We start from the raw sequence: 21,657 nt of genomic DNA on the forward strand, positions 1-21,657 counted from the left end.
CGCGAAACCGGCGAAATCGGGGCTCCCCATGGATGCAAGGCAGTTGAAGGTCGAAGCCGCGCGGGCCGCGCTCGCCCATGTCGGCGACGGCATGCGGCTCGGCATCGGCACCGGCACCACGGCGGAGGCGTTCGTGCGGCTGCTGGCAGAGAAGGTTGCGACCGGCCTCAAGGTCATTGGCGTGCCGACCTCGGAGCGCACCGCGGCGCTCTGCCGCGAGCTCGGCGTGCCGCTGTCCACGCTCGAGGAGACGCCGGAACTCGACCTCACCATCGACGGCGCCGACGAGGTCGATCCGGACCTGACCCTGATCAAGGGCGGCGGCGGCGCGCTGCTGCGCGAGAAAATCGTCGCGGCGGCATCCGACCGCATGATCGTCATCGCCGACAAGTCAAAGATGGTCGGGACACTGGGTCGGTTCCCGCTGCCCATCGAGGTCAACAAATTCGGCCTGCGCGCCACCGAAATCGCGGTTCGAGCCGCCGCCGCAGAGCTCGGCCTTTCCGGCCCGGTTACATTGAGGATGACGGGAAGCCAGCCATTTGTTACAGACGGCGGCCACTTTATCCTCGATGCATCTTTTGGCCGCATTCCGGATACAAGAGCGCTGTCGAATGCTCTCTTCGCCATTCCAGGCGTTGTCGAGCACGGTCTATTCATCGGGCTGGCGTCAACGGCCATCATCGCCGGCGGCGACGGTATTGAAACCGTCCATGCAGCCTGAAACCAGGGAGTTCTATCGACCATGATGTTGCCTAAACGAGTTCGCCGCCTTTCGATGCTTCTGGCGGCCTCGGCCGTCCTTGCGCTGTCTTCGCCGGTGTTTGCGCAGGATGTCAGCGAATCGCATTTGAAGGCGGCGCGCGCGGCCGTCGCGGCGATCCATGCCACGGACACGTTCGACAACATCCTGCCGCAGGCGGCCGGCGCGCTCGAGGCGCAGCTCATCCAGAAGAACCCCGACATGCAGGAGCTGATCGGCAAGACCGTGGCCGAGAAAGCGCTCGGCCTTGCCTCGCGGCGCGCGGATCTCGAAAAGGAAGCAGCGCTCGCCTACGCCAAGGTGTTTTCCGAGCAGGAGCTCAACGACATCGCCACCTTCTACAGCTCGGCGGCCGGCAAGAAGCTGCTCGACAGCGGCCCCGCGGTCACGCGCGACCTCGTGAAGGCCGCCGAGATCTGGCAGAACGGCGTTGCCCGCGACCTCGCCCAGCAGGTCGGCGAAACGATCGCCGCCGCCGCCAAGGCCGCGGCGCCGGCGGCACCGGCTCCGGACGCCACCGCGCCGGCCGACGGTTCCGCTCCGGCGGACAATTCGGCTCCCGCCGACAATTCGGCACCGGCGGACGATTCGCAGAACTGATCCCTGTCAATCCGCCGACGGCGGCTGGACCACAAAGCCCGGGTTTGCCCGGGCTTTTCTTTTGCTGCTTGGCAGCCTACCTGTGACCCCGTCTTTCTCATCCGCAGGAGCCCAAGCGATGGCCGCTTATGACTATGATCTGTTCGTCATCGGCGGCGGCTCCGGCGGGGTGAGGGCAGCCCGGGTGGCGGCGGCTCTCGGCAAGCGCGTCGCCATCGCGGAGGAGTACCGGTTCGGCGGGACCTGCGTCATCCGCGGCTGCGTGCCGAAGAAACTCTATGTCTATGCCTCGCAATTTCCCGAGCATTTCGCCGACGCTGCCGGCTATGGCTGGACGGTGCCCGAGGCGAGCTTCGACTGGCAGACGCTGGTCGCCAACAAGGACAAGGAGATCGCGCGGCTCGAGGCGATCTACAAGAGGAATGTCGAGGGCTCCGGCGGCGAGACGTTTCACTCGCGCGCCGTGCTCGTCGACCAGCACAGCATCTATCTGGTTGCCGAGGACCGCACGGTCAGCGCCGACCAGATCCTGATCGCCACTGGCGGCCGGCCGGCGCCGCATCCGGCGCTGTCAGGCCACGAATACTGCATCTTCTCCAACGAGGCCTTCGATCTCAAGGAACTGCCGAAAGCGATCATGATCGAGGGCGGCGGCTACATCGCCGTCGAATTCGCCAACATCTTCCATGGCCTTGGCGTCGACACCACGCTGGTCTATCGCGGCCAGGAGATTCTCAGCCGCTTCGACATGGATTTGCGCCGCTCGCTGCACGAGACCATGGAGAAAAAGGGGATCAGGATCCTCTGCCCCACCGTTTCGGAATGGGTGCGCAAGACCGCGGAGGGCCGGCTCGACGTTCTGCTGTCTTCCGGCCAAACCCTGACGGTCGACCAGGTCATGCTGGCTATCGGGCGTATTCCCAATACCGAGAATATGGGCCTGGAAGGCGTCGGCGTGGAGCTCAGCAAGACGGGCGCGATCATGGTCGACCAATATTCGCGCACCAATGTCGACAACATCTGGGCGATCGGCGACGTAACCCATCGCGTGCAACTGACGCCGGTCGCGATCCACGAGGCGATGTGCTTCATCGAGACCGCCTTCAAGGACAATCCGACCGCGCCGGACCACGATACCATTCCGACGGCGGTGTTCTCGCAGCCGGAGATCGGCACCGTCGGCCTCTCGGAAGACGACGCGATCAAGCGCTATCCCGATGTCGAGATTTATCGCGCATCGTTCCGTCCGATGCGCCACACGCTGTCCGGCCGCGACGAGAAGATGCTGATGAAGCTGGTGGTCAACGGCGCATCCAGGAAGGTGATCGGCGCCCACATTCTCGGCCCCGATGCCGGCGAGATGGCGCAGCTTCTCGGCATTCCGCTGAAGGCGGGCCTGACCAAGGACGATTTCGACCGCACCATGGCCGTGCATCCGACCGCGGCTGAGGAACTGGTGACGATGTACAAGCCGACCTACCGCGTGAAGAACGGCGAACGCGTCTGACATTCAGCCGGTTCGCAATTCCTGATTTCAAGGAGACCGTAATGTCCGCCACCGCCGCGCCGCTCGACCGCAACTTTGCCCGGCGCGTGGATCAGGTCGTGGACGGCGCGATCGAAGAGCGCCGTATCGTCGGCGCGGTCGTTCTCGTCGCCCGGCGCGGCGAGATCCTTTATGGCCGCGCAGCCGGAGTCGCCGACCGCGAGGCGAACGAACCGATGCGACAGGACGCGATCTTCCGCCTGGCCTCGGTGACCAAGCCGGTCATCGCCACCGCGGCGCTTGCCTTGGTCGAGGCCGGCGTGATCGATCTTGCCGACCCGGTGACGAAATTCATCCCCGAGTTCCGACCGAAGCTGGCCGACGGCAGCGAGCCCGTCTTGACCATCCGGCACTTGCTCACCCATACCGCCGGCCTCGATTATGGCTTTCGCCAGCCCGCCGGTGGTCCTTATCAACGGGCCGGCATCTCGGATGGCCTCGACCAACCGGGCCTTTCCATGGCCGAGAACCTCCGCCGCATCGCGTCGGTGCCGCTCTCCTTCGCGCCGGGCGCGGGCTGGGGCTATTCGGTGGCGATGGACGTTCTGGGCGAGGCGATGGCGAGGGCCACGGGCGAGACCTTGCCGGACCTTGCCGAGCGCCTGGTCGCCAGGCCTCTCGGTATGAGCGACACCGCCTTTGCCGTCCGTGACCCGGCCCGGTTGGCGATGCCTTACGCGGACGGCCCCGGCGGGGCAGTCGTCATGGGCGAGCATCATCTCGTGCCTTTCGGCGATGGCGCCATCTCGTTCACGCCCGGGCGCACTTTCGATCCCGCTTCCTTTGCATCCGGCGGCACCGGCATGAACGGAACGGCCGGCGATGTCCTGAAGCTGCTCGAAGCGCTGCGGCGCGGAGACGGGACGGTCATCCGCCCCGGGACAACGGCGGCAATGACCAGGGACGCGATCGCAGGTCTGGAGACGACCATGCCAGGCTGGGGCTGGGGTCTGGGATTTGGCGTGTTGCGCGACCCGGTGGCGGCGGCGACGCCGCAGGCTCCGGGCACCTGGCGATGGGGCGGCGTCTACGGCCATTCCTGGTTCGTCGACCCGACGCTCGACCTGACGGTGGTGGCGCTTACCAACACGGCGATCGCCGGCATGATGGGCGCTTTCCCGGACGCGCTGCGCGACGCGATCTACGGCCGGCAAGCCGGATGACAGAGACAACCCGCCGCCGGCATGTCCGGCAGCGGTAAAGTTTTCAGACCTACAGCAGCGTGCCGCGCAGGACCACCAGCGCCACCGAGAAGTAGATGACCAGTCCGGTGACATCGACCAGTGTGGCGACGAACGGCGCCGAGGCGCTTGCCGGGTCGAAGCCGATGCGCTTCAGCGCGAAGGGCAGCATCGATCCCGACAGCGAGCCGAAGGTGACGATGCCGACCAGCGCCGCGCCCACCGTTGCCGCGATCAGCATCCAGTGCGAGCCGTAGTCGTAGAAGCCGAAATACTGCCAGAGCGCGATGCGACAGATGCCGACAATGCCGAGGATCGAGCCGAGCACCAGACCGGTCGGCAGCTCGCGCAGCGCCACCCGCCACCAGTCGCGCAGCCCGATCTCGCGCAGCGCGAGCGCGCGGATGACGAGCGACGTCGCCTGCGAGCCGGAGTTGCCGCCGGAGCTCATGATCAGCGGGATGAACAGCGTCAGCACGATCGCCTTCTCCAACTCGCCCTCGTAGCTCTGCATGGCGTTGGCCGTAAGCATCTCGCTGAGGAACAGCGCGCAGAGCCAGCCGGCGCGCTTCTGGATCATGGCGAGGAAGCTCATCTTCATGTAGGGCTCGTCGAGCGCCTCCATGCCGCCGAAACGATGCACGTCCTCGGTCGTCTCCTCGATCATCGTGTCGATGATGTCGTCGACGGTGACGATGCCGAGGATCCTGCCGTGGTCGACCACCGGCAAGGCGAGCAGGTCATATTTGGAGATGGTCTGCGCCAGGTTCTCGCGATCGGTGAGCGGCGTCACCGTCACCGGCACCCGATCGGGCGCCACCGACAGGATCGAATCCTCCGGGTTGCCGGTGATCAGCCGGCGCAATCCGGTCGAACGCAGCAGGAGCTGCGTCTCCGGATCGACGATGTAGATGGCGTAGATGGTTTCGCGCGTGCGCTCGACCTTGCGGATGTAGTCGAGCGTGCGCCCGACGGTCCAGTCCGAAGGCACGCTGACGAATTCCGTCGTCATGATCGAGGCGGCGCTGCCTTCCGGATAGCCAAGGATGGAGAGCAGCGTGGCGCGCAGCGGCGGGGCCAAAGCGCCGAGCAGCTCCGAGCGGGCCGGCTCATCCAGCTCGCGCAGAATGTCGGCCGCGCGGTCGACCGACATGGCGGTCAGGAGCTTGCTCGCCTTGGGGCGGGGCAGGGCTTCGGCGAGTTCAGGTGCTGCTTCGAGTTCCGGCTGGTCGAAAATCTCGACCAGCCGCTCGAACGGCACGGCGCAGAGCAGCTCGATGGCCGTCTCGCGGGGCTCGTGGTTGAGGGCTTCGACGACGTCGGCGACGTGATCGTTGGCAAGAACACGGGCGACGGCGACGGCTTCGTCGTCCAATACGGGTGCGAATTCGTTCATGGCTCACTCCTTGCCGTCCGGCAGGACGTGAGCCGTCAGGTCACGTCAGGGCGGACGGCGGTTGCGTTCGACTGTGACTGTCGCCAGGCATGGCGGGTTGACCTTTCTGCTCGCGGGGTTCGCGCATGACCCCGAAAATCGGTTTCGATTTTCGGAAAGGATCATGCGCAAATTCTAAGTTTCTACAGCGTCCTTTGCGCGTCCAAGCGACGCGCGGCGCTGTAGGTTTGAATTTGGCGAGCGGGCGCAACATACGAGCGGTTTTTGCCGAGTCAATCGCGCAGGGCCCTGAAAATTGATGCGGGGAGGCCGGATCGCGAGACTGTGATCGCAGGCAGCCGAAGCCGGGGCGTGGTCCTCGGGCAAAGGCTTGGTATGACTGCTATTTCTGCTTCAGTCGGCGGAAGCGCAGCCACTTGTCCTCGACCGGCCGCGGCTGGGCGAGAATGGTGGTGAGCTCGCGCGGCAGGCTGGGAGCGAGCGGCTTCTTGACAGCCACGCCGTCGGCGATCGAGACCACGCTGTGGTAGAATTCCTCGCCGGAAAGCGAGCGCGGAGCCACCGCCTCGTGCATGACGCTGATGACGGTGACGTTCGCGCAATTGTCCTTGATCGCCTGGTGGAAGGCGATCTTGCCTTCGGGGTCGAGCGCGCCGGTCGCTTCGTCGAGGAACAGAAGGCCGGGCTGCTGCAGGATGATGCGCGCGACCACCAGCTTCTGCTTTTGGCCGCCCGAAAGCACCTGGTCCCAGAGCTTGCCCTCGCGGCTCTCGTCGGCCAGGTGGCCGATGAAGTCGCCGAGCCCGGCCTTGTGCAGGGCCGCCGCGACCTGCGTGTCGCTATGGTCGTTCTCGGAACCCGGCAGGCAGACGAGCTGCTTCAGCGAGACCTGCTGCAGCTTCACCTCCTGCGCGGCGTAGAAACTCGTCACGCCCTCCGGGAAGACGATGGTGCCACGACCGTACGGCCACAGGCCATTGATCGCCTTGATCAGCGAAGTCTTGCCGCAGCCGGACTCGCCCTTGAGGAAAGTCCATTCGCCGCGGCGGAAACGCAAATTGGCCGCGCTGAGGAAGGGCGTGGCGTCCTCGCCCTGATGCGCCAGCTCGAGCTTCTGGATGGTCAGGCCGAACACCGGGTTCTGGGTGGCGTAGCCGAAGTCGGAGCGGCCGGTCTGCTGATAGAATTCGCGCGGATGCTGGACGTTCTCGATGGCGCCGGCGAGTTCGGTCACACGCTGGCTGTTGGCTCTGAGCGTCGCGATCGCCGGCATCACATGGATGAACCACGAGCACTGGCTGATCAACTGGGCGACCATTTCGGAGCCGGTGATGTAGCCTTTGTAATCGAGGCGGTTGTGGATGAACGACACGAGGCCTGGCGAGTAGGCAACGATGCGGGCGCCGACGAAATTGTAGATCAGCTCGAACGACGTGTAGCTGGTGTTGACGACATTGAGCCGTCCCCATGTCTTGTCGATGTCGACATAGAGCCTGTCATGCATCGACTTTTGCACGCCCTCGCCATGCGAGGCGGCGACGTGGAAGCTGCGGCGCAGGAATGTCGTCAGCTCGCTGCGATAGCTGCCCTCGGCCTGCTGCATGCGCACATTGAGCCGCTCGAGCAGGCGCCCGAGCTTGACCGCGATCCAGGTGTTCAGCGGCACGTAGATGGCGACGGCAAGGAAAGCCAGCACCGCGGTGCCGTAGCTGCCCAGGAATTCCAGGCCCTTGACCTCGACCGAGGACCCAATCAGGTTTTCACCGATGAAATAGAGCGAAGTCGCGACACCCAGCACGCCCATGGCAAGGCCGATAGCGCCGCCGGTCATGTCCTTGATCGATTCCTGGATGCGCTGATCGATGTTGTCCGGAGCGACGATGCCGCCGGCCACCGAACCATGCTGGGCATGGAAATGGGTATGGTTGCCGTCGAGCAGGGCCTGATTGAACTGGTTGTTCAGCCAGCCCCGCCATTTGCGGTGCAAGGTCGTTGAAACGAGATTGCGCACGCCGGTGAAGCCGGCATCCTTCAGCATGACCAGCAGCACCAATATGCCGGCATTGGTCAGGATGGTCTGCAACGGGTGGGTGTTCGCAGCGTCGTGGAGAAAGGCGATCGAATTGCCCAATTCGCCCAATGCCACGGCAAACCAGACGCCAGCCTTGCTGGACAACGCCGTCAGCAGCGCGATGACGATGGTGAGGGTCCAGGCTTCCTTCCACCGGTCGGAGAACCAGTAGGCTCGCATCAGCCCCCAGAATGTACGCATCGACGATACCGGCGTCAGAGGCGAGGTCTTTGCCTCGCTGGATGTTTGCTCCGGTACTGTACGTCGCGGTCTACCGACCCCAGTCACGATCCCGCCCAAACCTTTCTTAGTTTTGTTACACATGGTAACACCAATTGATCATTTTCCATTAATTTTCTGCCGAGGAATGTGAACAGGGTTACCTGCCGTGGCGCGAGGGCAACAGAAAGGCCGAGCCCATGGGTCGTTAGCTGCTCTGATTTCGCCTTTTATTCCAGTGCGTTAAAGACGATTGCGCCAGCCGGCGGCAACCTTCCCTTGGGGAAGCGGAAAACACGGGTTTGTGAATGGAAAAGAGGTATCCGCTGGCCGGAACGGCTATTGGGCGGTGACCGGAATGCCCGAAAATTTACCGTCAATGAGATCTTCGGGCTTGCCCGATTCGTCTTTTCCCGACGCGCTGAAATGACCGGAAACGGTCTTGGCGGCGGGATCGTATTTGTCGACGACGATCTCGCCGCTGGCGAAACGGACATGGCCAACCATGGCGCCGGAATCGAGAATGTTGAAGCTGGCGCTGTTCGCGGACGACCCGGTCTTGAGCGGATAGGTGCCGGCAAAGTCGTTCGGATCCTTCAAGACCAGCATCGAATTGAAGGTCATGGTCGGCGAGCCCTGTTCTGTTCCTGACAGGTTCAAAACCGGCTTGCCGCCCATCTGCATCGTCTGTGCCAGGGTGAAAGACACCGTCCAGGGTTTGCCTTCGAAGGTCGCCGACATAACGGCTTCCTCGGCCGATACGCGCTGCAATGTCAGCGGAAGGCCGAAGGCGAAAGGCAAGCACAACAGCAACAATGCGCGACGCCTGACTGCCATTTATGTCGCCCCCAAATCAGCCAAACCCTTGGCGGTTCTAGCTTAGCGTGGCGTACAAAGCGATTCACCAGATCGTGTTTGGCGAGCAGGAGCAATTCCGGGAAAAGTGCGTGACCGCTTTCCGTGCGGAATTGCGTAGAAGGAAGCTCAGCCTGCGACGGTTTCGAGCTCGCCGCGCGCCTTGGCTTGGGCCACCTGGCGGATCGCGTCGGCAAGCGTGTCGGCATCCTGCGCGCCCATCACCGCGTATTTGCCTTCGAGCAGGAAGCAGGGCACGCCGGTGATGCCCATGCGCGAAGCGGTGGCGATCTCGTTGCGGACGGCCTCGACGTCGGCATCGGTCGGCAGCAGCGTTTCGACCACCGACGCATCCATGCCGGCCTCGCCGGCGGCCTTTACCAGCACGGCGTGGTCGCCGATGTTCACGCCTTCCTCGAAATTCAGCTGGAAGAGGCGGCGCACCAGCCGGTTCTGCACGTCTTCACCCGCGGCTCCCGCCCAGCGGATCACGCGATGAGCGTCAAGCGTGTTGGCCGCGACCTTGATGGCGCCAAATGCAAAATGGATGCCCTCGGCCTCGCCGAGCGGCTCGATGCGCGCGTGGATCTGTTGGATGCGTTCCTCGCTGCCGAACTTGCCGAGCATGTATTGGCGGCGATCCATGCCGCCTGGCGGGATGGTCGGATCGAGCTGGAACGGCCGCCAGCTGACATGCACGTCGACGTCGCTTGCAGAAGCAATGGCCTTGTCCAGCCGCCTCTGGCCGATGAAGCACCAGGGGCAGACGACATCGGACACGACATCGACTGTGATGGAGTTCTCGGCGCTCATGCTCGTCTCCTTTTCGGTTCCCGATTATGGCTGGGCTTGCGTCAGTTTGGCTTTCGCCACCAGGTCGGCAGCTGATAGCCGAATATGGGGGTCTTTTGCGGATGTTCCAGATAGCTCCAGTAAGCGAGCCATTGCTGCGTGTTGTATTGCATCGGCACCAGGTAGTTGCCCGAGATCAGCAGCCGGTCGAGCACGCGCACCGCGGCGACATAGTCTTCCTTGGTGCGGGCGTTCAGCATGGCGTCGATCGCGGCGTCGATCGCCGGATCGGCGACGCCGGCGAGATTGAACGATCCTTCCGTCTTCGCGGCGATCGATCCCCAACGGCCGAGCTGCTCGCTGCCGGGCGACAGCGAATTGCTGAAGCCGCTCGTCCCGATCAGAACCTCGAAGTCGAACCGCTGCTTGCGCGACTGGATCTGATCGCCGTCGAGGGTACGGATGCCGACGTCGATACCAATCTTCTCCAGCGTGCGCTGGTAGACGGCCGCCAGCCGCTCTTCGTCCTGCGATGAGGTCAGGATCTCGAAGCCGAACGGGTTGCCCCGCGCGTCGAGCATCTTGCCGTCCTGCACACGGAAGCCTGCACCTTTCAGCAGTTCGAAGGCCGCTTTGAGCACCTTGCGGTCCTGGCCCGAACCGTCGGTCACCGGCGGGCGCCAGGTGCCGTCCATCACATCTGGCGGCACGCGGCCGGGATAGGGTGCAAGCAGCGCCTTTTCACGATCGTCGGCCGGGTGGCCGAGCGCCGAAAGCTCGGAATTCTGCCAGTAGCTCATGGTGCGGTTGAACTTGCCGCCGAACAGGTTCTTGTTCGTCCATTCGAAGTCGTAGAGCATGCCGAGGGCGCGGCGGACAACGGGATTCTCGAACTTCGGCAGCCGGGTGTTGAACAGGAAGCCGGTCACCACCGGGGGAATGCCGGTGTTGAAATATTCTTCCTTCACATCGCCCTTTCGGAAGGCCGGAAAGTCGATGTCGCGCTCACGCTTGACCGGATCGGTCTCGTCATCGAGGGCGCAGATGCCTTTCTTGAACGCTTCCGTCTTGGCGTTGGCGTTGAGAAAATACTCGATGGTGATCTGGTCGAAATTGTCGAAGCCACGTTTCGACGGAATGTCCTTGCCCCAATAGTCCGGGTTGCGCTTGAAGACGATGCGCTGCCCCGGCAGCACCTTGTCGACGGTGTAGGGTCCGCTGCCGGTCAATGGCTTCAGCGTGGTCTTGTCGAACGTGTCCTTGTCGAAGGCGTGCTTAGGGACGATCGGCGTCAGCGCGACGATCAGCGGGAATTCGCGGTTGGCCTTGTCGTTGAAGGTGAATTTCACGCTGTGGTCGCCGGTCTTTTCCAGCTTGGCGATCATGCTCATGCGGTCGCTGTAGGGTGGGCGGCCCTTGTCGGTGAAGACGTCATAGGTGAACAGCACGTCTTCCGGCGTCACCGGCTGGCCATCAGACCATTTCGCATTGGGGTTGAGATGAAACTCGATGCTCTTGCGCTCCGGGTCCATGTCGGCGCTGTCGGCCAACAGTCCGTAGAGGCTGAAGGGCTCGTCATAGCTGCGCTGCATCAGCGGCTCGAAGACGAGATTGCCGTAAACGGTATCGATCATGCCGCGCGCCGTGGTGCGCAGGCTTTTCAGGATGAAGGGGTTGAGGTTGTCGAAGGAGCCGACGACGCAATAGGTGACGCTTCCGCCTTTCGGCGCGTCCGGATTGACGTAGTCGAAATGCTGGTAGCCGGGCGGCAGCGCCGGCTCGCCCTGCATGGCAATGCCGTGCTTCGGCTCCGACTGTGCCGGAAGGAGCGAAAGAGCCAGAAACGAGGTCGCGGCGATCAGCCGAACGAGAACGCGGTCCATGACCGTCTCCTTGCCGGGCGGCTTTGTGATTCGCCATGCACCCTAGAGCATTTCCTTACCCGATTGAATCGGTGCCCGATTGGGAATCGGGTTCAGCCGCTCCGGCACCTATCGACGCTCGCCCCGGGAGAGCAAACAGCGAAGAAATCGCGGAAACCGGGCTGGATTCGATGCCGCTGGCAGTGTAACACGCGCTCCAAAGTCATCCTGTTGCCTCATTTGGGCAACAGGTAGCTGGACCACACGGCACGAAGAAGCCGGTCCCCGGGATCATTTGAGAGGAAAGTGCACCATATGACGATCAACGCGTACCGCCTTTCGGTGCTGGCCGCAGGCGTGGTCGGCGTTCTGGGCGCCGGGCTTTTCACCGCCTCGGCCCAACAGCAGCCGCAGATCCCGCAGGGCTGGTTCAAGGCCTGCACCAAGCAGGAAGACGTCGACATCTGCAATGTGCAGAACATCGTCACCGCCGGCAACGGCCAGCTCGTCACCGGCGTCAGCCTGATCGAGCTCAAGGGCAAGGTGAACCGCAAGGTCTTCCAGGTTACGGTTCCGACCGGCCGCCTCGTTCCTCCGGGCATTGCGCTCCAGATCGATGCCGGCAAGGCGCAGAAGCTCGACTATGTGATCTGCTTCCCGGATCGCTGCGTCGCGGAAGTGCCGCTGAGCGACCAGCTCGTCGCGTCCTTCAAGAAGGGCCAGGGCATCACGCTCACGTCGATCAACTTCCAGAACCAGCCGAACCCAATCAAGATCGCGCTCACCGGCTTCAGCGGCGCCTATGACGGTCCGCCGCTGCAGCAGTCGGACATCGAGGACCGGCAGAAGAAGCTGCAGGACTTCGTCGCCAAGAACAATCAGGACTTCGCCAAGAAGCTCAAGGACGAGCAGGACAAGGCCAAGACCGCGAACTGATCGCGCAAGCGCGATTCTCGGAAAGCAAAAAAGCGGGGCAAATGCCTCGCTTTTTTGTTGCGCCGCGCTGCGCGCCTTGGGCGACGTTCGTTAGCGCTTCAGTGCTTCGACTGACGCTTTGGCTCGTAGCGGCCGTCCGGCAGCTTGTCGAACATCTCGCCGATCTGCGGATGCCGCACCGGCTCGCCCGAGCGGTCCTCGAGCAGGTTCTGCTCGGACACATAGGCGATGTACTCAGTCTCCGAATTTTCCGCCAGAAGATGGTAGAAAGGCTGGTCCTTGCGAGGACGCGCGTCGGCGGGAATGGCCTCGTACCATTCCTCGGTGTTGGCGAATTCGGGATCGACGTCGAAGATCACGCCGCGGAACGGAAACAGCCGATGGCGAACCACTTGCCCGATCGAGAATTTGGCCGTTTTCATCACGTTCACCACCTGCAGCGCCGCGCGTCCTCTCGGACGCGCAACGGACGCTGCAGCACTTTAGTTTTGCCCATGATCCTCTTCGAAAATCGATCCGATTTTCGGGTCATGCGCTGTTCCGAGGCGCCTGTCGTGGCTGCGCGCAAGGAGCCTAAGACCTTGAATTTACACGTCACCCGGCCAAAAATCGACCCCAACTTTCGGCTTGGTGCCTTTTGGCGCAGACGCGGCCGCAATTCAATAGCCAAGTCCTTGACCTTGGCCGAAGCAACGGGGTAGCCCGCGCAGGAGTTTTCCCGCCTGAGCGAAAAAAAACGTCATCGGCCTTGTTCCGGCACGGAATCCTACCGGCCAACCTCTTTCCTCAGGCCGCCGGCAATCGCGCGAAAACCGCTGCCGGGCCGCAGTCCCTCGCGCATGAAGAAGGCGCGCAGCGGCGCGAAGCCGCCCAGCGCGTTGAGGCCGGCGCTGCGCGCCAGCTGCGCCGGCAGCATGTCGGACAAGAGCGACATATTGAGCAGGTTCACCGCGCCGCTGCGCGCCCATATGTCGGGCCGGCGCCTCGTGTCATAGGAGGCCAGGCTGCGGCGTGATCCGGGATCGCCGCTATTTTCACTCGCGATTCCAACCAGATCGTCGATATCCCTGATGCCGAGGTTGAGGCCTTGGGCGCCGATCGGCGGAAACACATGCGCTGCCTCGCCGACCAGCGCCACGCGGTTTTGCGCGAAGCGACCGGACGAGGCCGCCGACAAAGGATAGACTTGGCGGCCCGGCTCGACCGAGACCCGGCCAAGCATCGACTGCATCTGCTCCTCGACACGCTCCGACAGGCTTGCATCGTCGAGCGCGGCAAGCTCCTGCGCGGTCTCCGGCTTGACCACCCAGACAAGGCTCGAGCGCCTGCCGGGCAGCGGAACCTGCGTGAACGGCCCTTTTTCGGTGTGGAATTCGGTCGAAACGAAGCCGTGCTCGCTGCGGTGGCCGAAATTGAGCACGAGCGCTGATTGCGGATAGGGCCGGGCGGAGGCGTGAATGCCGGCGGCCTCTCGTGCCGGGGACAGGCGTCCGTCGGCGGCGACCGCCAGGGACGCGGAGATTTCGCTGCCGTCGGCCAGCCGGGCGCAGGCCTGATCGGCGTCGAGGCGCCATGACTCGACAATGGATTTCAGCCATTCGACGCCGCGATGGGCCGAAACGGCCTTGGCGAGGATCGGGATCAGAACCTTGTTCGGCAAATTGAGTCCGAACTGTTCCTCGCCGATCTCGCTGGCGCGAAAGGTCACGGTCGGGCTTCTGATCAACCGGCGGGTTGCGTCGACGATGCGCATCACCTTGAGCGGCGCGGCCTGCGGCTTCAGTTCGGCAAGGATGCCCAGCCGGTCGAGAACCTTGAGCGCTGGATTCATCAGGGCGGTGGTGCGGCCGTCGGTGGTGTTGGCCTCAGGGCCGACCAGCGTCACGCCGAAGCCGGCCTCGGCAAAGCCGAGCGCCGCGATCAAGCCGGCCGGACCGCTGCCGGCAACCAGGATGCGGGCTTTGTCGTTGTGCTCCACGCCAGGCTTCCACAATGCGAGGCGACCCGTCGGGCCTTTGTGTGGATATAGGGCAGATCAGCCGGCTTGATCAACGCGGCGATTCAGCCCATTCGATTGTCATGAGTGGTGAGCAGCACGATTTCAGCCATCTCGACCGGGCGGGCCGGGCGACGGCGGATGTGGCGCGCAGCCCGCGTCGCGCTGTCATGCTGGCGATCGGCATGGGCGTCGCTCTTGCCTGGCTCCTGCTCGGCGCGATGGCGATCCGCGGCGCTGAAAGCAGCCCCGCCGGCGTCCCCGGCGACATGCTGCTGAAGAATCTGCCGAGCCTGCCGTTGCCGGGTGTTCTGGACCGGTTCTTCGCTCTTTGCCTCGCGCCGGCGCCGCTTGCCGGCCCGGCCGGCCTGCAGGCGTCGGCGCTGGTGCTGATGTGGTTCCTGATGGCCGTGGCGACGATGCTGCCTTCGGCGGCGCCGCTGATCCGCACCTATTGCGAAATCGCCGACACGGCGAGGATCAAGGGCGAACCGGTCGTTCATCCGCTGGTGCTTGTCGCTGGATATCTTACCACATGGCTTGGCGCATCCGCGGGCTTCACGCTGTTGACGATTGCGATCTACGCCTTTGCCGGCTCCGGCCGGTTGCTCGATCCCGCCATCGGCATTGCCGGCGCCGCCGCGCTGCTCGTCGCCGGCCTCTATCAGTTCAGCGGCCTGAAACAGGCATGCCTGGAAAAGTGCCGCAACCCGTTCTCGATCCTGTTCGCCAACTGGAGCGCGAAACCAGGCCGTATCTTCCGTTTGGGGCTGGAGCAGGGCGTTTGGTGTCTCGGTTGCTGCTGGGCGCTGATGCTGGTGATGTTCGCCGTCGGGGCGATGAACGTCTTCTGGATGGCGCTGATCGGCCTGTTCACGTTGATCGAAAAACAGACCACTGGCAGGGTGGCCAGCCGGGTTGCCGGTGCGATACTGCTTGTGTGGGCGGCTGCCCTGCTATTAGTTTCGGGGTGAGGGAGAATTCGATGACCGACCCAAGCTGGGCAATGAAAGGGGAGTTGGTACTCTCCTGCAATTGCACGGTTTTCTGTCCCTGCGTGCTGTCGCTTGGCAGCCATCCGCCGACCGAGGGCTATTGCCAGACCTGGGCCGGCTTCCGCATCGACGCGGGCCATTTCGGCGACGTCGACCTGTCAGGCCTCAATCTCGGGCTGGTGATGGAAATCCCCGGCTATATGAGCCGCGGCAACTGGACGGCCGGACTGTTCATCGACAAGCGCGCCTCGGTCTATGCGGTGAAGGCGCTGACGAAGATCTTCACCGGCAAGGCCGGCGGCACGACATCGCTGCTTTCGATCCTCGTCGGGAAATTCCTCGGCGTCGAGCAGGTACCGATCACCTACGAGACGCGCGACAAGACGCGCGTCTTCCAGATACCGAAGATCATAGACGGTGCGGTGACGCCAATTCCCGGCAAGGATCGCGAGAAGGATACGGTGATCGCCAATTCGGAATATTGGATCGCGCCGGAAATCATTGTGGCGAAGTCCGACAAGAGCAAGATGCGTGCCTTCGGCCGCAACTGGAATTTCGCCGGCCGCTCGGCCGAAATCTGCAAGCTGGACTGGCGGGGACCGTGAGCAAGAACACAGCGGCCAGGAAGGCAGCCAAGAAGATCGCGGAGCGGCTTCCGCTGCCGAAGAAGAAGGTGACGTGGCCGCAGGCGCGCGCGTTCTCCGTTCATCTGCTCACGGCGTCAGGATCGTTCCTTGCCTTCCTGTCGCTGGTGGCGGCGAGCGAGCAACGCTGGACGGCGATGTTCTGGTGGCTGGGGCTGGCGCTTTTCGTCGACGGCATCGACGGCCCGATCGCCAGGCGGCTCGAAGTCAAGGAAATCCTGCCGACGTGGTCGGGCGAGCTCCTCGATAACATCATCGACTATGTCACTTACGTGCTCATTCCGGCCTTCGCGCTCTATCAGCGCGGCTTCATGGGCGAGAACCTGTCTTTCCTATCTGCGGCCATCATCGTCGTGTCCAGCGCGATCTACTATGCCGACACCGGCATGAAGACGAAGGAGAACTTCTTCAAGGGGTTCCCGGTCGTCTGGAACATGGTGGTGTTCACGCTCTTCGTCATAGAGCCGGGGCCATGGGTGTCTTTCGCTGTTGTGGTGGTCGCAGGCATCCTGACCTTCGTGCCGATCAATTTCATCCATCCGGTTCGCGTGGCGCGGCTGAGGCCGGCCAATCTCGGCATGACGCTTCTATGGTGCGCCTTCGGCGCACTGGCGCTGGCGCAGGCAGCACTTGCCGCCTTCTATGACAAGATCGGCGTGCTGGGAGAGCAGGTCAGCACCTTCACCAAGATCGGCATCACGATCACGGGCCTCTATCTCGCCTGCATCGGAGGCGTCATGCAGATGTTTCCCAATCTGGGCGCCAAGAAGTCCTGATCCTGGGTCAGGATATTTTTGGCTGAATGACCATCCTGGCCCTAGCTGTATATCGGCCCATGATTTCCGAAAACCGGTTCTCCCTTTCGGGATCATGTTCCATATCGTGTACGTATCCTTCAGAGAGTTGAGCGATGTCCAAGGCAATCCGCATCCACGCCAATGGCGGTCCCGAAGTCATGGCCTATGAAGATGCCGATCCCGGCCAGCCGGGAGAAGGCCAGATCCTGATCCGGCACACGGCGATCGGCCTCAACTTCATCGACGTCTACTATCGCTCCGGGCTTTATCAGCCACCTGCCGGCTTTCCGCTGATACCAGGCGGGGAGGCAGCGGGCGTCGTGCTGGCGCTCGGCACCGGCGTCGACTGGCTGAAGCCCGGCGACCGCATCGCCTATGCCGTCAATGTCGGCGCCTATTGCGAGAAACGGGTGATCGCCGCCGACCGTGTGGTCAAGGTGCCGGACGGCATCAGCGACGAGAAGGCGGCGGCGATGATGCTGAAAGGCATGACGGCCGAATACCTCTTGCGCCGCACCTTTCCGGTCAAGGCCGGCGACACGATCCTCTATCACGCGGCCGCCGGCGGCGTTGGCCTCATCCTCGGCCAATGGGCAAAGCATCTAGGCGCGACCGTGATCGGCACCGCGAGTTCCGCCGACAAGATCGAGCTCGCCCGGGCGCATGGCTTCGACCACGTCATCAACTACAAGGAGCAGGATTTCGTCGCCGGCGTCGCGGCGCTTACGGGCGGGAAGAAATGCGACGTCGTCTATGATTCCGTCGGCGCCGACACCTTTCCGGCATCGCTCGATTGCCTGAGGCCGCTCGGCATGTTCGTGAGTTTCGGCCAGTCGTCCGGGCCGATCCCGCCTTTCTCTATGTCGCTCCTGGCGCAGAAGGGCTCGATCTACGCAACCCGGCCGACCCTGTTCGTCTACAACGCCAGGCGCGAGGATCTGGTGAAGTCGGCCGAAGCGCTTTTCGACGTGGTCAAGAGCGGCGCCGTCGCGATCAAGATCAACCAGCGCTATGCGCTGAAGGATGCTGCACAAGCGCAAGCGGATCTCGAGGCCCGCAAGACGACGGGAACGACCGTCCTCATTCCCTAGAGCTTTCACCGCCTTACACTCGGCATCATGCCTTAGCCGGCTGCCCTGTTTTTCAGCGACTTGCCGTGCCCGAAGGCACGGCTTGCCTGAAAAGCGCTGCGGATTTGCCGTCGTTCTCAAGAGGTCTATCTTAGCCCTTGAGTTTCCGCTGAAATTCTTGAAGCTCTTTCAAGTCGGGTGCTGCTTTCCGACTGGAGCCGGCCGCGCATACCATGCTTTCGGGAACACAGAACATGTCTGGGAAACCGGATGGGAGGCACTGTGAGTGCAAATCATGACAGGGCGAACCTGCTCGAGGTTCGTGGCCTAACCAAGATTTTCGGCACGCTGACGGCGTGCGATCACATCGATCTCAATATCGCGAAGGGCGAAATCCACGCGTTGCTCGGCGAGAACGGCGCCGGCAAGTCGACGCTGGTCAAGATGCTGTTCGGATCGCTCGAGCCGAACTCGGGCGAGATCTTCTGGGACGGCAAGCCGGTCAAGATCACCAGCCCGGGCGTGGCGAAGAAGCTCGGCATCGGCATGGTGTTCCAGCATTTCTCGCTATTCGAAGCGCTTACTGCGGCCGAGAACATCGCGCTTTCGCTCAATGACGGTTCGCCAATCGGCAGCATCGCGGCGAAGGCGAGGGCGCTGTCCTACAGCTACGGCCTGCCGCTTGATCCGGATTCGCTGGTCGGAGACCTCTCGGTCGGCGAACGCCAGCGCATCGAGATCATCCGCTGCCTCTTGCAGACGCCGCAGCTCATCATCCTCGACGAGCCGACCTCGGTGCTGACGCCGCAGGAAGCCGACAAGCTGTTCGAGACGCTGGAGCGGCTGCGTTCGGAGGGCAAATCGATCCTCTACATTTCGCATCGGCTGGAAGAGGTCAAACGCATCTGCGACCGCGCCACGGTGCTGCGCCACGGCAAGGTTGTCGGCCATTGCAACCCGCGCCAGGAGACCGCCGCCTCGCTCGCCCGCATGATGGTGGGCAGCGAGGTGAAGGCGGTGGTGCGCGCGCCGGCGGAAGGCATCGAGACGGCGCCGGCGCTGCTGCAAATCCGCAGCCTCAGCCGTAAGCCGGCGACGCCCTTCGCCATCCCGCTCAAGAACATCAACCTCACCGTGCGCGCCGGCGAAGTGATCGGCATCGCCGGCGTCGCCGGCAACGGCCAGGGCGAGTTCTTCGAATCCGTCTCCGGCGAAGTGCTGCAGCAAGACGCCGGTTCCGTGCGCATTCGCGGCAAGGACGCCGGGGGCCTTTCGATCACCGGCCGGCGGCTGATGGGGGCCGCCTTCGTGCCGGAAGAACGCCTCGGCCATGGCGCGGCACCGCGCATGAAGCTTTCGGAGAACCTGCTGCTCTCGCGTCACGCCACCGACGGCAAGGCTTTCGTCGGCTCAGGCGGCATGGTCAAGAACGGCGCGGTGTACAGCGCCGCCCAGCGCATCATCACAGCCATGGACGTGCGCAAGAGCGCGCCCGATCCCGAGGCGGCTGCGCTGTCGGGCGGCAATCTGCAGAAATTCATCGTCGGCCGCGAGCTCGACCGCAAGCCGAGCGTGATGGTCGTCAACCAGCCGACCTGGGGTGTCGACGCGGGTGCCGCCGCGCACATCCGCCAGGCGCTGATCGAGCTTGCCCGCAGCGGATCGGCGGTCCTCGTCATCAGCCAGGACCTCGACGAATTGTTCGAGCTGTCGGACGCGATCGCCGTCATGCACAACGGCGAACTGTCGGTGCCGCTGCCGATCGCCGAGGCGACTTTCGAGAAGATCGGCCTGTTGATGGGCGGCGCCGAGCCCGGCCACGCCGAACACAGCCTGGAGGTGGCATGATGCGCATCGAACTCGTCAAACGCCCGCAGCGCTCGGCGCTGTTCTCGATGCTGTCGCCCTTCATCGCCTTCGCGCTGACGATCATCGCCGGCGCCATCATGTTCGCCTTGCTCGGCGTCAACCCGCTCAACGCCTTCGAGATCTATTTCGTCGAGCCGATCAGCCAGGTCTGGCAGTTGCATGAGCTGGCGATCAAGGCAGCGCCGCTGATCCTGATCGCGGTCGGCTTGTCGGTCTGCTACAAGGCCAATATCTGGAACATCGGCGCCGAAGGCCAGTTCATTTTCGGCGCAATCTTCGGCTCGATCATCCCGGTGCTGTTCCCGCAATTCGAAGGTCCGCTGGTGATTCCGCTGATGCTTCTGCTCGGCATGGTCGGCGGCGCGTTCTACGCTTCCATCCCGGCGTTGTTGAAGACCCGCTTCAGCACCAACGAGATCCTGACCAGCCTGATGCTGGTCTATGTCGCGCAGCTTTTCCTCGACTGGCTGGTGCGCGGTCCATGGCGCGATCCGCAAGGCCATGGCTTCCCGCAGACGATCCAGTTCGGCGATTCCGCTGTGCTGCCCGAGCTGATGCCCGACGCCGGCCGGGCCAATTGGGGCTTCGTCTTCGCGTTGGTTGCCGCCGTGCTGGTCTGGCTGATGATGAGCCGCATGCTCAAGGGTTTCGAGGTGCGCGTCCTGGGCTCCAGCCCAAGGGCAGGGCGCTTCGCCGGCTTCGGCTTCAACCGGATGGTGTTCTTCACCTTCCTTCTGTCCGGAGCGCTGGCCGGCCTTGCAGGCATCTCGGAAGTCTCCGGCGCCATCGGCCAGTTGCAGCCGGTGATATCGCCCGGATACGGCTTCACCGCCATCATCGTCGCCTTCCTCGGCCGGCTCAATCCGCTGGGTATCGTGGCCGCGGGCCTGGTGCTGGCGCTGACCTATCTCGGCGGCGAGGCGGTTCAGAGCGCGCTCGGTATCTCCGACAAGGTGGCGCGTGTCTTCCAGGGCATGCTTTTGTTCTTCGTGCTCGGCTGCGACACGCTCATCCATTACCGCATTCGCCTGATCGGCATAGCGCTGACGAAGCCGAACGGCGCGGCGCAGCTCGAAGCGGCGCCCAAGCTCGAGGAGGCCCGCTGATGGACATCGCCGTCAACATCCTTTTGACCATCGCGACCGCGGCGACGCCGCTTTTGATCGCTGCGATCGGCGAGCTGGTGGTCGAGCGCTCCGGTGTGCTCAATCTCGGCGTCGAGGGCATGATGATCATGGGCGCCGTCGGCGGCTTCGGCGCCGGCTACCTCACCGGGTCGCCGTGGATCGGCCTGCTTGCCGCTATCATCGCCGGCGCGCTGTTCTCGCTGCTGTTCGCCGTCATGACGCTGTCGCTCGCGACCAACCAGGTGGCGACCGGCCTGTCGCTGACCCTGCTCGGCCTCGGCCTTTCGGGTATGATCGGCACCAGCTTTGTCGGCCAGCCGGGCGTGAGATTGCCAAATCTCGACATCCCGGGGATCAGCTCGATCCCGGTCGTCGGCAGGCTGATCTTCGGCCAGGATCCGGTCTTCTACATCTCGATCGCGCTGACCGCGGCGGTGATGTGGTTCCTGTTCAAGACGCGCACAGGGCTTACGCTGCGTTCGATCGGCGACAGCCATACGTCGGCGCACGCGCTCGGCATCAAGGTCATCCGCTATCGTTATCTGTCGGTGATCTTCGGCGGCGCCTGCGCCGGGCTTGCCGGCGGCCACCTGTCGCTGGTCTACACGCCGCAATGGGTGGAGAACATGAGCGCGGGTCGCGGCTGGATAGCGCTGGCGCTGGTGGTGTTCGCATCCTGGCGCCCGTGGCGGGTGCTGGCCGGCGCTTACATCTTCGGCGCGGTGTGGATCGGCCAGCTTCATGCACAGGCTTTTGGCATTCCGGTGCCTTCGCAGTTTCTTTCTTCGCTGCCCTATCTGGCAACCGTCGTGGTTCTCGTTCTAATCTCCCGCAACAAGCGGCTGACGATGATGAACACGCCGGCTTCGTTGGGGCAGCCATTTGTTCCGGATCGTTGACAACAACAAAAAGACGGGAAGCTCCAAGGCTTAACTCAG

General features: G+C 63.5%; 19 protein-coding genes. 12 read left to right on the forward strand and 7 right to left on the reverse strand.

What is annotated here, in order from left to right; all coding sequences use genetic code 11:
- Positions 1 to 28: 28 nt before the first annotated feature.
- The 4 genes from rpiA to FJ956_RS06605 all read left to right on the forward strand — a co-directional run bounded on the left by rpiA (position 29) and on the right by FJ956_RS06605 (position 4,072).
- Positions 29 to 724 carry a ribose-5-phosphate isomerase RpiA gene (gene rpiA, locus FJ956_RS06590; RefSeq protein WP_140672937.1) on the forward strand — a complete coding sequence of 232 codons (696 nt, stop codon included), beginning with the start codon at positions 29 to 31 and terminating at the stop codon, positions 722 to 724.
- A gap of 21 nt (positions 725 to 745) precedes the next feature.
- Positions 746 to 1,363, forward strand: a complete 618-nt coding sequence (locus tag FJ956_RS06595; RefSeq protein WP_140672938.1) for a DUF2059 domain-containing protein — start codon at positions 746 to 748, stop codon at positions 1,361 to 1,363.
- A 118-nt stretch (positions 1,364 to 1,481) separates the two neighbouring features.
- On the forward strand, positions 1,482 to 2,870 hold the full coding sequence (gene gor / locus FJ956_RS06600; RefSeq protein WP_140672939.1) for a glutathione-disulfide reductase: 1,389 nt from the start codon (positions 1,482 to 1,484) through the stop codon (positions 2,868 to 2,870).
- Between the two features lie 41 nt (positions 2,871 to 2,911).
- A complete protein-coding gene (locus tag FJ956_RS06605; RefSeq protein ID WP_140672940.1) occupies positions 2,912 to 4,072 on the forward strand; it encodes a serine hydrolase domain-containing protein in 1,161 nt (386 codons plus the stop codon).
- Positions 4,073 to 4,121: 49 nt separating this feature from the next.
- Here FJ956_RS06605 and mgtE read toward each other — a convergent pair whose 3' ends face one another.
- From mgtE to FJ956_RS06630, 5 genes are all read right to left on the reverse strand, one after another.
- Entirely contained in the window at positions 4,122 to 5,486 is a 1,365-nt protein-coding gene (gene mgtE / locus FJ956_RS06610) for a magnesium transporter (RefSeq protein WP_140672941.1), read from the reverse strand.
- Positions 5,487 to 5,868: 382 nt separating this feature from the next.
- Complete coding sequence (locus FJ956_RS06615) at positions 5,869 to 7,758, reverse strand: ABC transporter ATP-binding protein/permease (RefSeq protein WP_181170076.1); 1,890 nt, start codon at positions 7,756 to 7,758, stop codon at positions 5,869 to 5,871.
- Between the two features lie 357 nt (positions 7,759 to 8,115).
- Positions 8,116 to 8,613: a DUF6252 family protein gene (locus tag FJ956_RS06620; protein ID WP_140672943.1), complete on the reverse strand. Its 498-nt coding sequence runs from the start codon at positions 8,611 to 8,613 to the stop codon at positions 8,116 to 8,118.
- A gap of 147 nt (positions 8,614 to 8,760) precedes the next feature.
- On the reverse strand, positions 8,761 to 9,444 hold the full coding sequence (locus FJ956_RS06625) for a DsbA family protein (protein ID WP_140672944.1): 684 nt from the start codon (positions 9,442 to 9,444) through the stop codon (positions 8,761 to 8,763).
- A gap of 41 nt (positions 9,445 to 9,485) precedes the next feature.
- Positions 9,486 to 11,306, reverse strand: coding sequence for an extracellular solute-binding protein (locus FJ956_RS06630; RefSeq protein WP_140672945.1), 1,821 nt, complete (start codon positions 11,304 to 11,306; stop codon positions 9,486 to 9,488).
- 294 nt (positions 11,307 to 11,600) lie between these two features.
- Here FJ956_RS06630 and FJ956_RS06635 point away from each other — a divergent pair, with 294 nt between their 5' ends.
- On the forward strand, positions 11,601 to 12,221 hold the full coding sequence (locus tag FJ956_RS06635) for an invasion associated locus B family protein (RefSeq protein WP_095765425.1): 621 nt from the start codon (positions 11,601 to 11,603) through the stop codon (positions 12,219 to 12,221).
- Between the two features lie 98 nt (positions 12,222 to 12,319).
- On the opposite strand, the gene hspQ is transcribed toward FJ956_RS06635, so the two are convergent.
- Together hspQ and FJ956_RS06645 are read right to left on the reverse strand one after the other, a co-directional pair.
- The gene (gene hspQ, locus FJ956_RS06640; RefSeq protein WP_181170077.1) at positions 12,320 to 12,643 is read right to left on the reverse strand and encodes a heat shock protein HspQ; all 324 of its coding nucleotides are present in this window, start codon (positions 12,641 to 12,643) and stop codon (positions 12,320 to 12,322) included.
- A 344-nt stretch (positions 12,644 to 12,987) separates the two neighbouring features.
- Positions 12,988 to 14,199, reverse strand: a complete 1,212-nt coding sequence (locus tag FJ956_RS06645; RefSeq protein ID WP_140672947.1) for a UbiH/UbiF family hydroxylase — start codon at positions 14,197 to 14,199, stop codon at positions 12,988 to 12,990.
- Positions 14,200 to 14,300: 101 nt separating this feature from the next.
- On the opposite strand from FJ956_RS06645, the gene FJ956_RS06650 reads away from it, so the two are divergent.
- The 7 genes from FJ956_RS06650 to FJ956_RS06680 all read left to right on the forward strand — a co-directional run bounded on the left by FJ956_RS06650 (position 14,301) and on the right by FJ956_RS06680 (position 21,618).
- Positions 14,301 to 15,191 carry a DUF2182 domain-containing protein gene (locus FJ956_RS06650; RefSeq protein WP_140672948.1) on the forward strand — a complete coding sequence of 297 codons (891 nt, stop codon included), beginning with the start codon at positions 14,301 to 14,303 and terminating at the stop codon, positions 15,189 to 15,191.
- Between the two features lie 11 nt (positions 15,192 to 15,202).
- Positions 15,203 to 15,817 carry a DUF1326 domain-containing protein gene (locus tag FJ956_RS06655; RefSeq protein ID WP_140672949.1) on the forward strand — a complete coding sequence of 205 codons (615 nt, stop codon included), beginning with the start codon at positions 15,203 to 15,205 and terminating at the stop codon, positions 15,815 to 15,817.
- Complete coding sequence (pcsA, locus tag FJ956_RS06660) at positions 15,814 to 16,632, forward strand: phosphatidylcholine synthase (RefSeq protein WP_181170078.1); 819 nt, start codon at positions 15,814 to 15,816, stop codon at positions 16,630 to 16,632. The genes FJ956_RS06655 and pcsA overlap by 4 nt, the downstream gene beginning before the upstream one ends.
- Before the next feature lie 134 nt (positions 16,633 to 16,766).
- The gene (locus FJ956_RS06665; RefSeq protein WP_140672950.1) at positions 16,767 to 17,744 is read left to right on the forward strand and encodes a quinone oxidoreductase; all 978 of its coding nucleotides are present in this window, start codon (positions 16,767 to 16,769) and stop codon (positions 17,742 to 17,744) included.
- A 249-nt stretch (positions 17,745 to 17,993) separates the two neighbouring features.
- The gene (locus tag FJ956_RS06670) at positions 17,994 to 19,571 is read left to right on the forward strand and encodes an ABC transporter ATP-binding protein (protein ID WP_181170079.1); all 1,578 of its coding nucleotides are present in this window, start codon (positions 17,994 to 17,996) and stop codon (positions 19,569 to 19,571) included.
- Positions 19,568 to 20,698 (forward strand): ABC transporter permease, encoded by a 1,131-nt coding sequence (locus FJ956_RS06675; protein WP_140672952.1) that lies wholly within the window; start codon positions 19,568 to 19,570, stop codon positions 20,696 to 20,698. Before FJ956_RS06670 ends, FJ956_RS06675 begins: the two co-directional genes overlap by 4 nt.
- Positions 20,698 to 21,618, forward strand: a complete 921-nt coding sequence (locus tag FJ956_RS06680) for an ABC transporter permease (protein ID WP_140672953.1) — start codon at positions 20,698 to 20,700, stop codon at positions 21,616 to 21,618. Before FJ956_RS06675 ends, FJ956_RS06680 begins: the two co-directional genes overlap by 1 nt.
- Positions 21,619 to 21,657 lie beyond the last annotated feature (39 nt).

The sequence above is a fragment of the Mesorhizobium sp. B2-4-3 genome, from assembly GCF_006442815.1.
Classification (GTDB): domain Bacteria; phylum Pseudomonadota; class Alphaproteobacteria; order Rhizobiales; family Rhizobiaceae; genus Mesorhizobium.

Excerpts from the sequence above, each read along its gene's own strand:
- rpiA (WP_140672937.1), top strand. The coding sequence starts at position 29 with ATGGATGCAAGGCAGTTGAAGGTCGAAGCCGCGCGGGCCGCGCTCGCC.
- FJ956_RS06595 (WP_140672938.1), top strand. The coding sequence starts at position 746 with ATGATGTTGCCTAAACGAGTTCGCCGCCTTTCGATGCTTCTGGCGGCC.
- gor (WP_140672939.1), top strand. The coding sequence starts at position 1,482 with ATGGCCGCTTATGACTATGATCTGTTCGTCATCGGCGGCGGCTCCGGC.
- FJ956_RS06605 (WP_140672940.1), top strand. The coding sequence starts at position 2,912 with ATGTCCGCCACCGCCGCGCCGCTCGACCGCAACTTTGCCCGGCGCGTG.
- mgtE (WP_140672941.1), bottom strand. The coding sequence starts at position 5,486 with ATGAACGAATTCGCACCCGTATTGGACGACGAAGCCGTCGCCGTCGCC.
- FJ956_RS06615 (WP_181170076.1), bottom strand. The coding sequence starts at position 7,758 with ATGCGTACATTCTGGGGGCTGATGCGAGCCTACTGGTTCTCCGACCGG.
- FJ956_RS06620 (WP_140672943.1), bottom strand. The coding sequence starts at position 8,613 with ATGGCAGTCAGGCGTCGCGCATTGTTGCTGTTGTGCTTGCCTTTCGCC.
- FJ956_RS06625 (WP_140672944.1), bottom strand. The coding sequence starts at position 9,444 with ATGAGCGCCGAGAACTCCATCACAGTCGATGTCGTGTCCGATGTCGTC.
- FJ956_RS06630 (WP_140672945.1), bottom strand. The coding sequence starts at position 11,306 with ATGGACCGCGTTCTCGTTCGGCTGATCGCCGCGACCTCGTTTCTGGCT.
- FJ956_RS06635 (WP_095765425.1), top strand. The coding sequence starts at position 11,601 with ATGACGATCAACGCGTACCGCCTTTCGGTGCTGGCCGCAGGCGTGGTC.
- hspQ (WP_181170077.1), bottom strand. The coding sequence starts at position 12,643 with ATGAAAACGGCCAAATTCTCGATCGGGCAAGTGGTTCGCCATCGGCTG.
- FJ956_RS06650 (WP_140672948.1), top strand. The coding sequence starts at position 14,301 with ATGAGTGGTGAGCAGCACGATTTCAGCCATCTCGACCGGGCGGGCCGG.
- FJ956_RS06655 (WP_140672949.1), top strand. The coding sequence starts at position 15,203 with ATGACCGACCCAAGCTGGGCAATGAAAGGGGAGTTGGTACTCTCCTGC.
- FJ956_RS06665 (WP_140672950.1), top strand. The coding sequence starts at position 16,767 with ATGTCCAAGGCAATCCGCATCCACGCCAATGGCGGTCCCGAAGTCATG.
- FJ956_RS06670 (WP_181170079.1), top strand. The coding sequence starts at position 17,994 with ATGGGAGGCACTGTGAGTGCAAATCATGACAGGGCGAACCTGCTCGAG.
- FJ956_RS06675 (WP_140672952.1), top strand. The coding sequence starts at position 19,568 with ATGATGCGCATCGAACTCGTCAAACGCCCGCAGCGCTCGGCGCTGTTC.
- FJ956_RS06680 (WP_140672953.1), top strand. The coding sequence starts at position 20,698 with ATGGACATCGCCGTCAACATCCTTTTGACCATCGCGACCGCGGCGACG.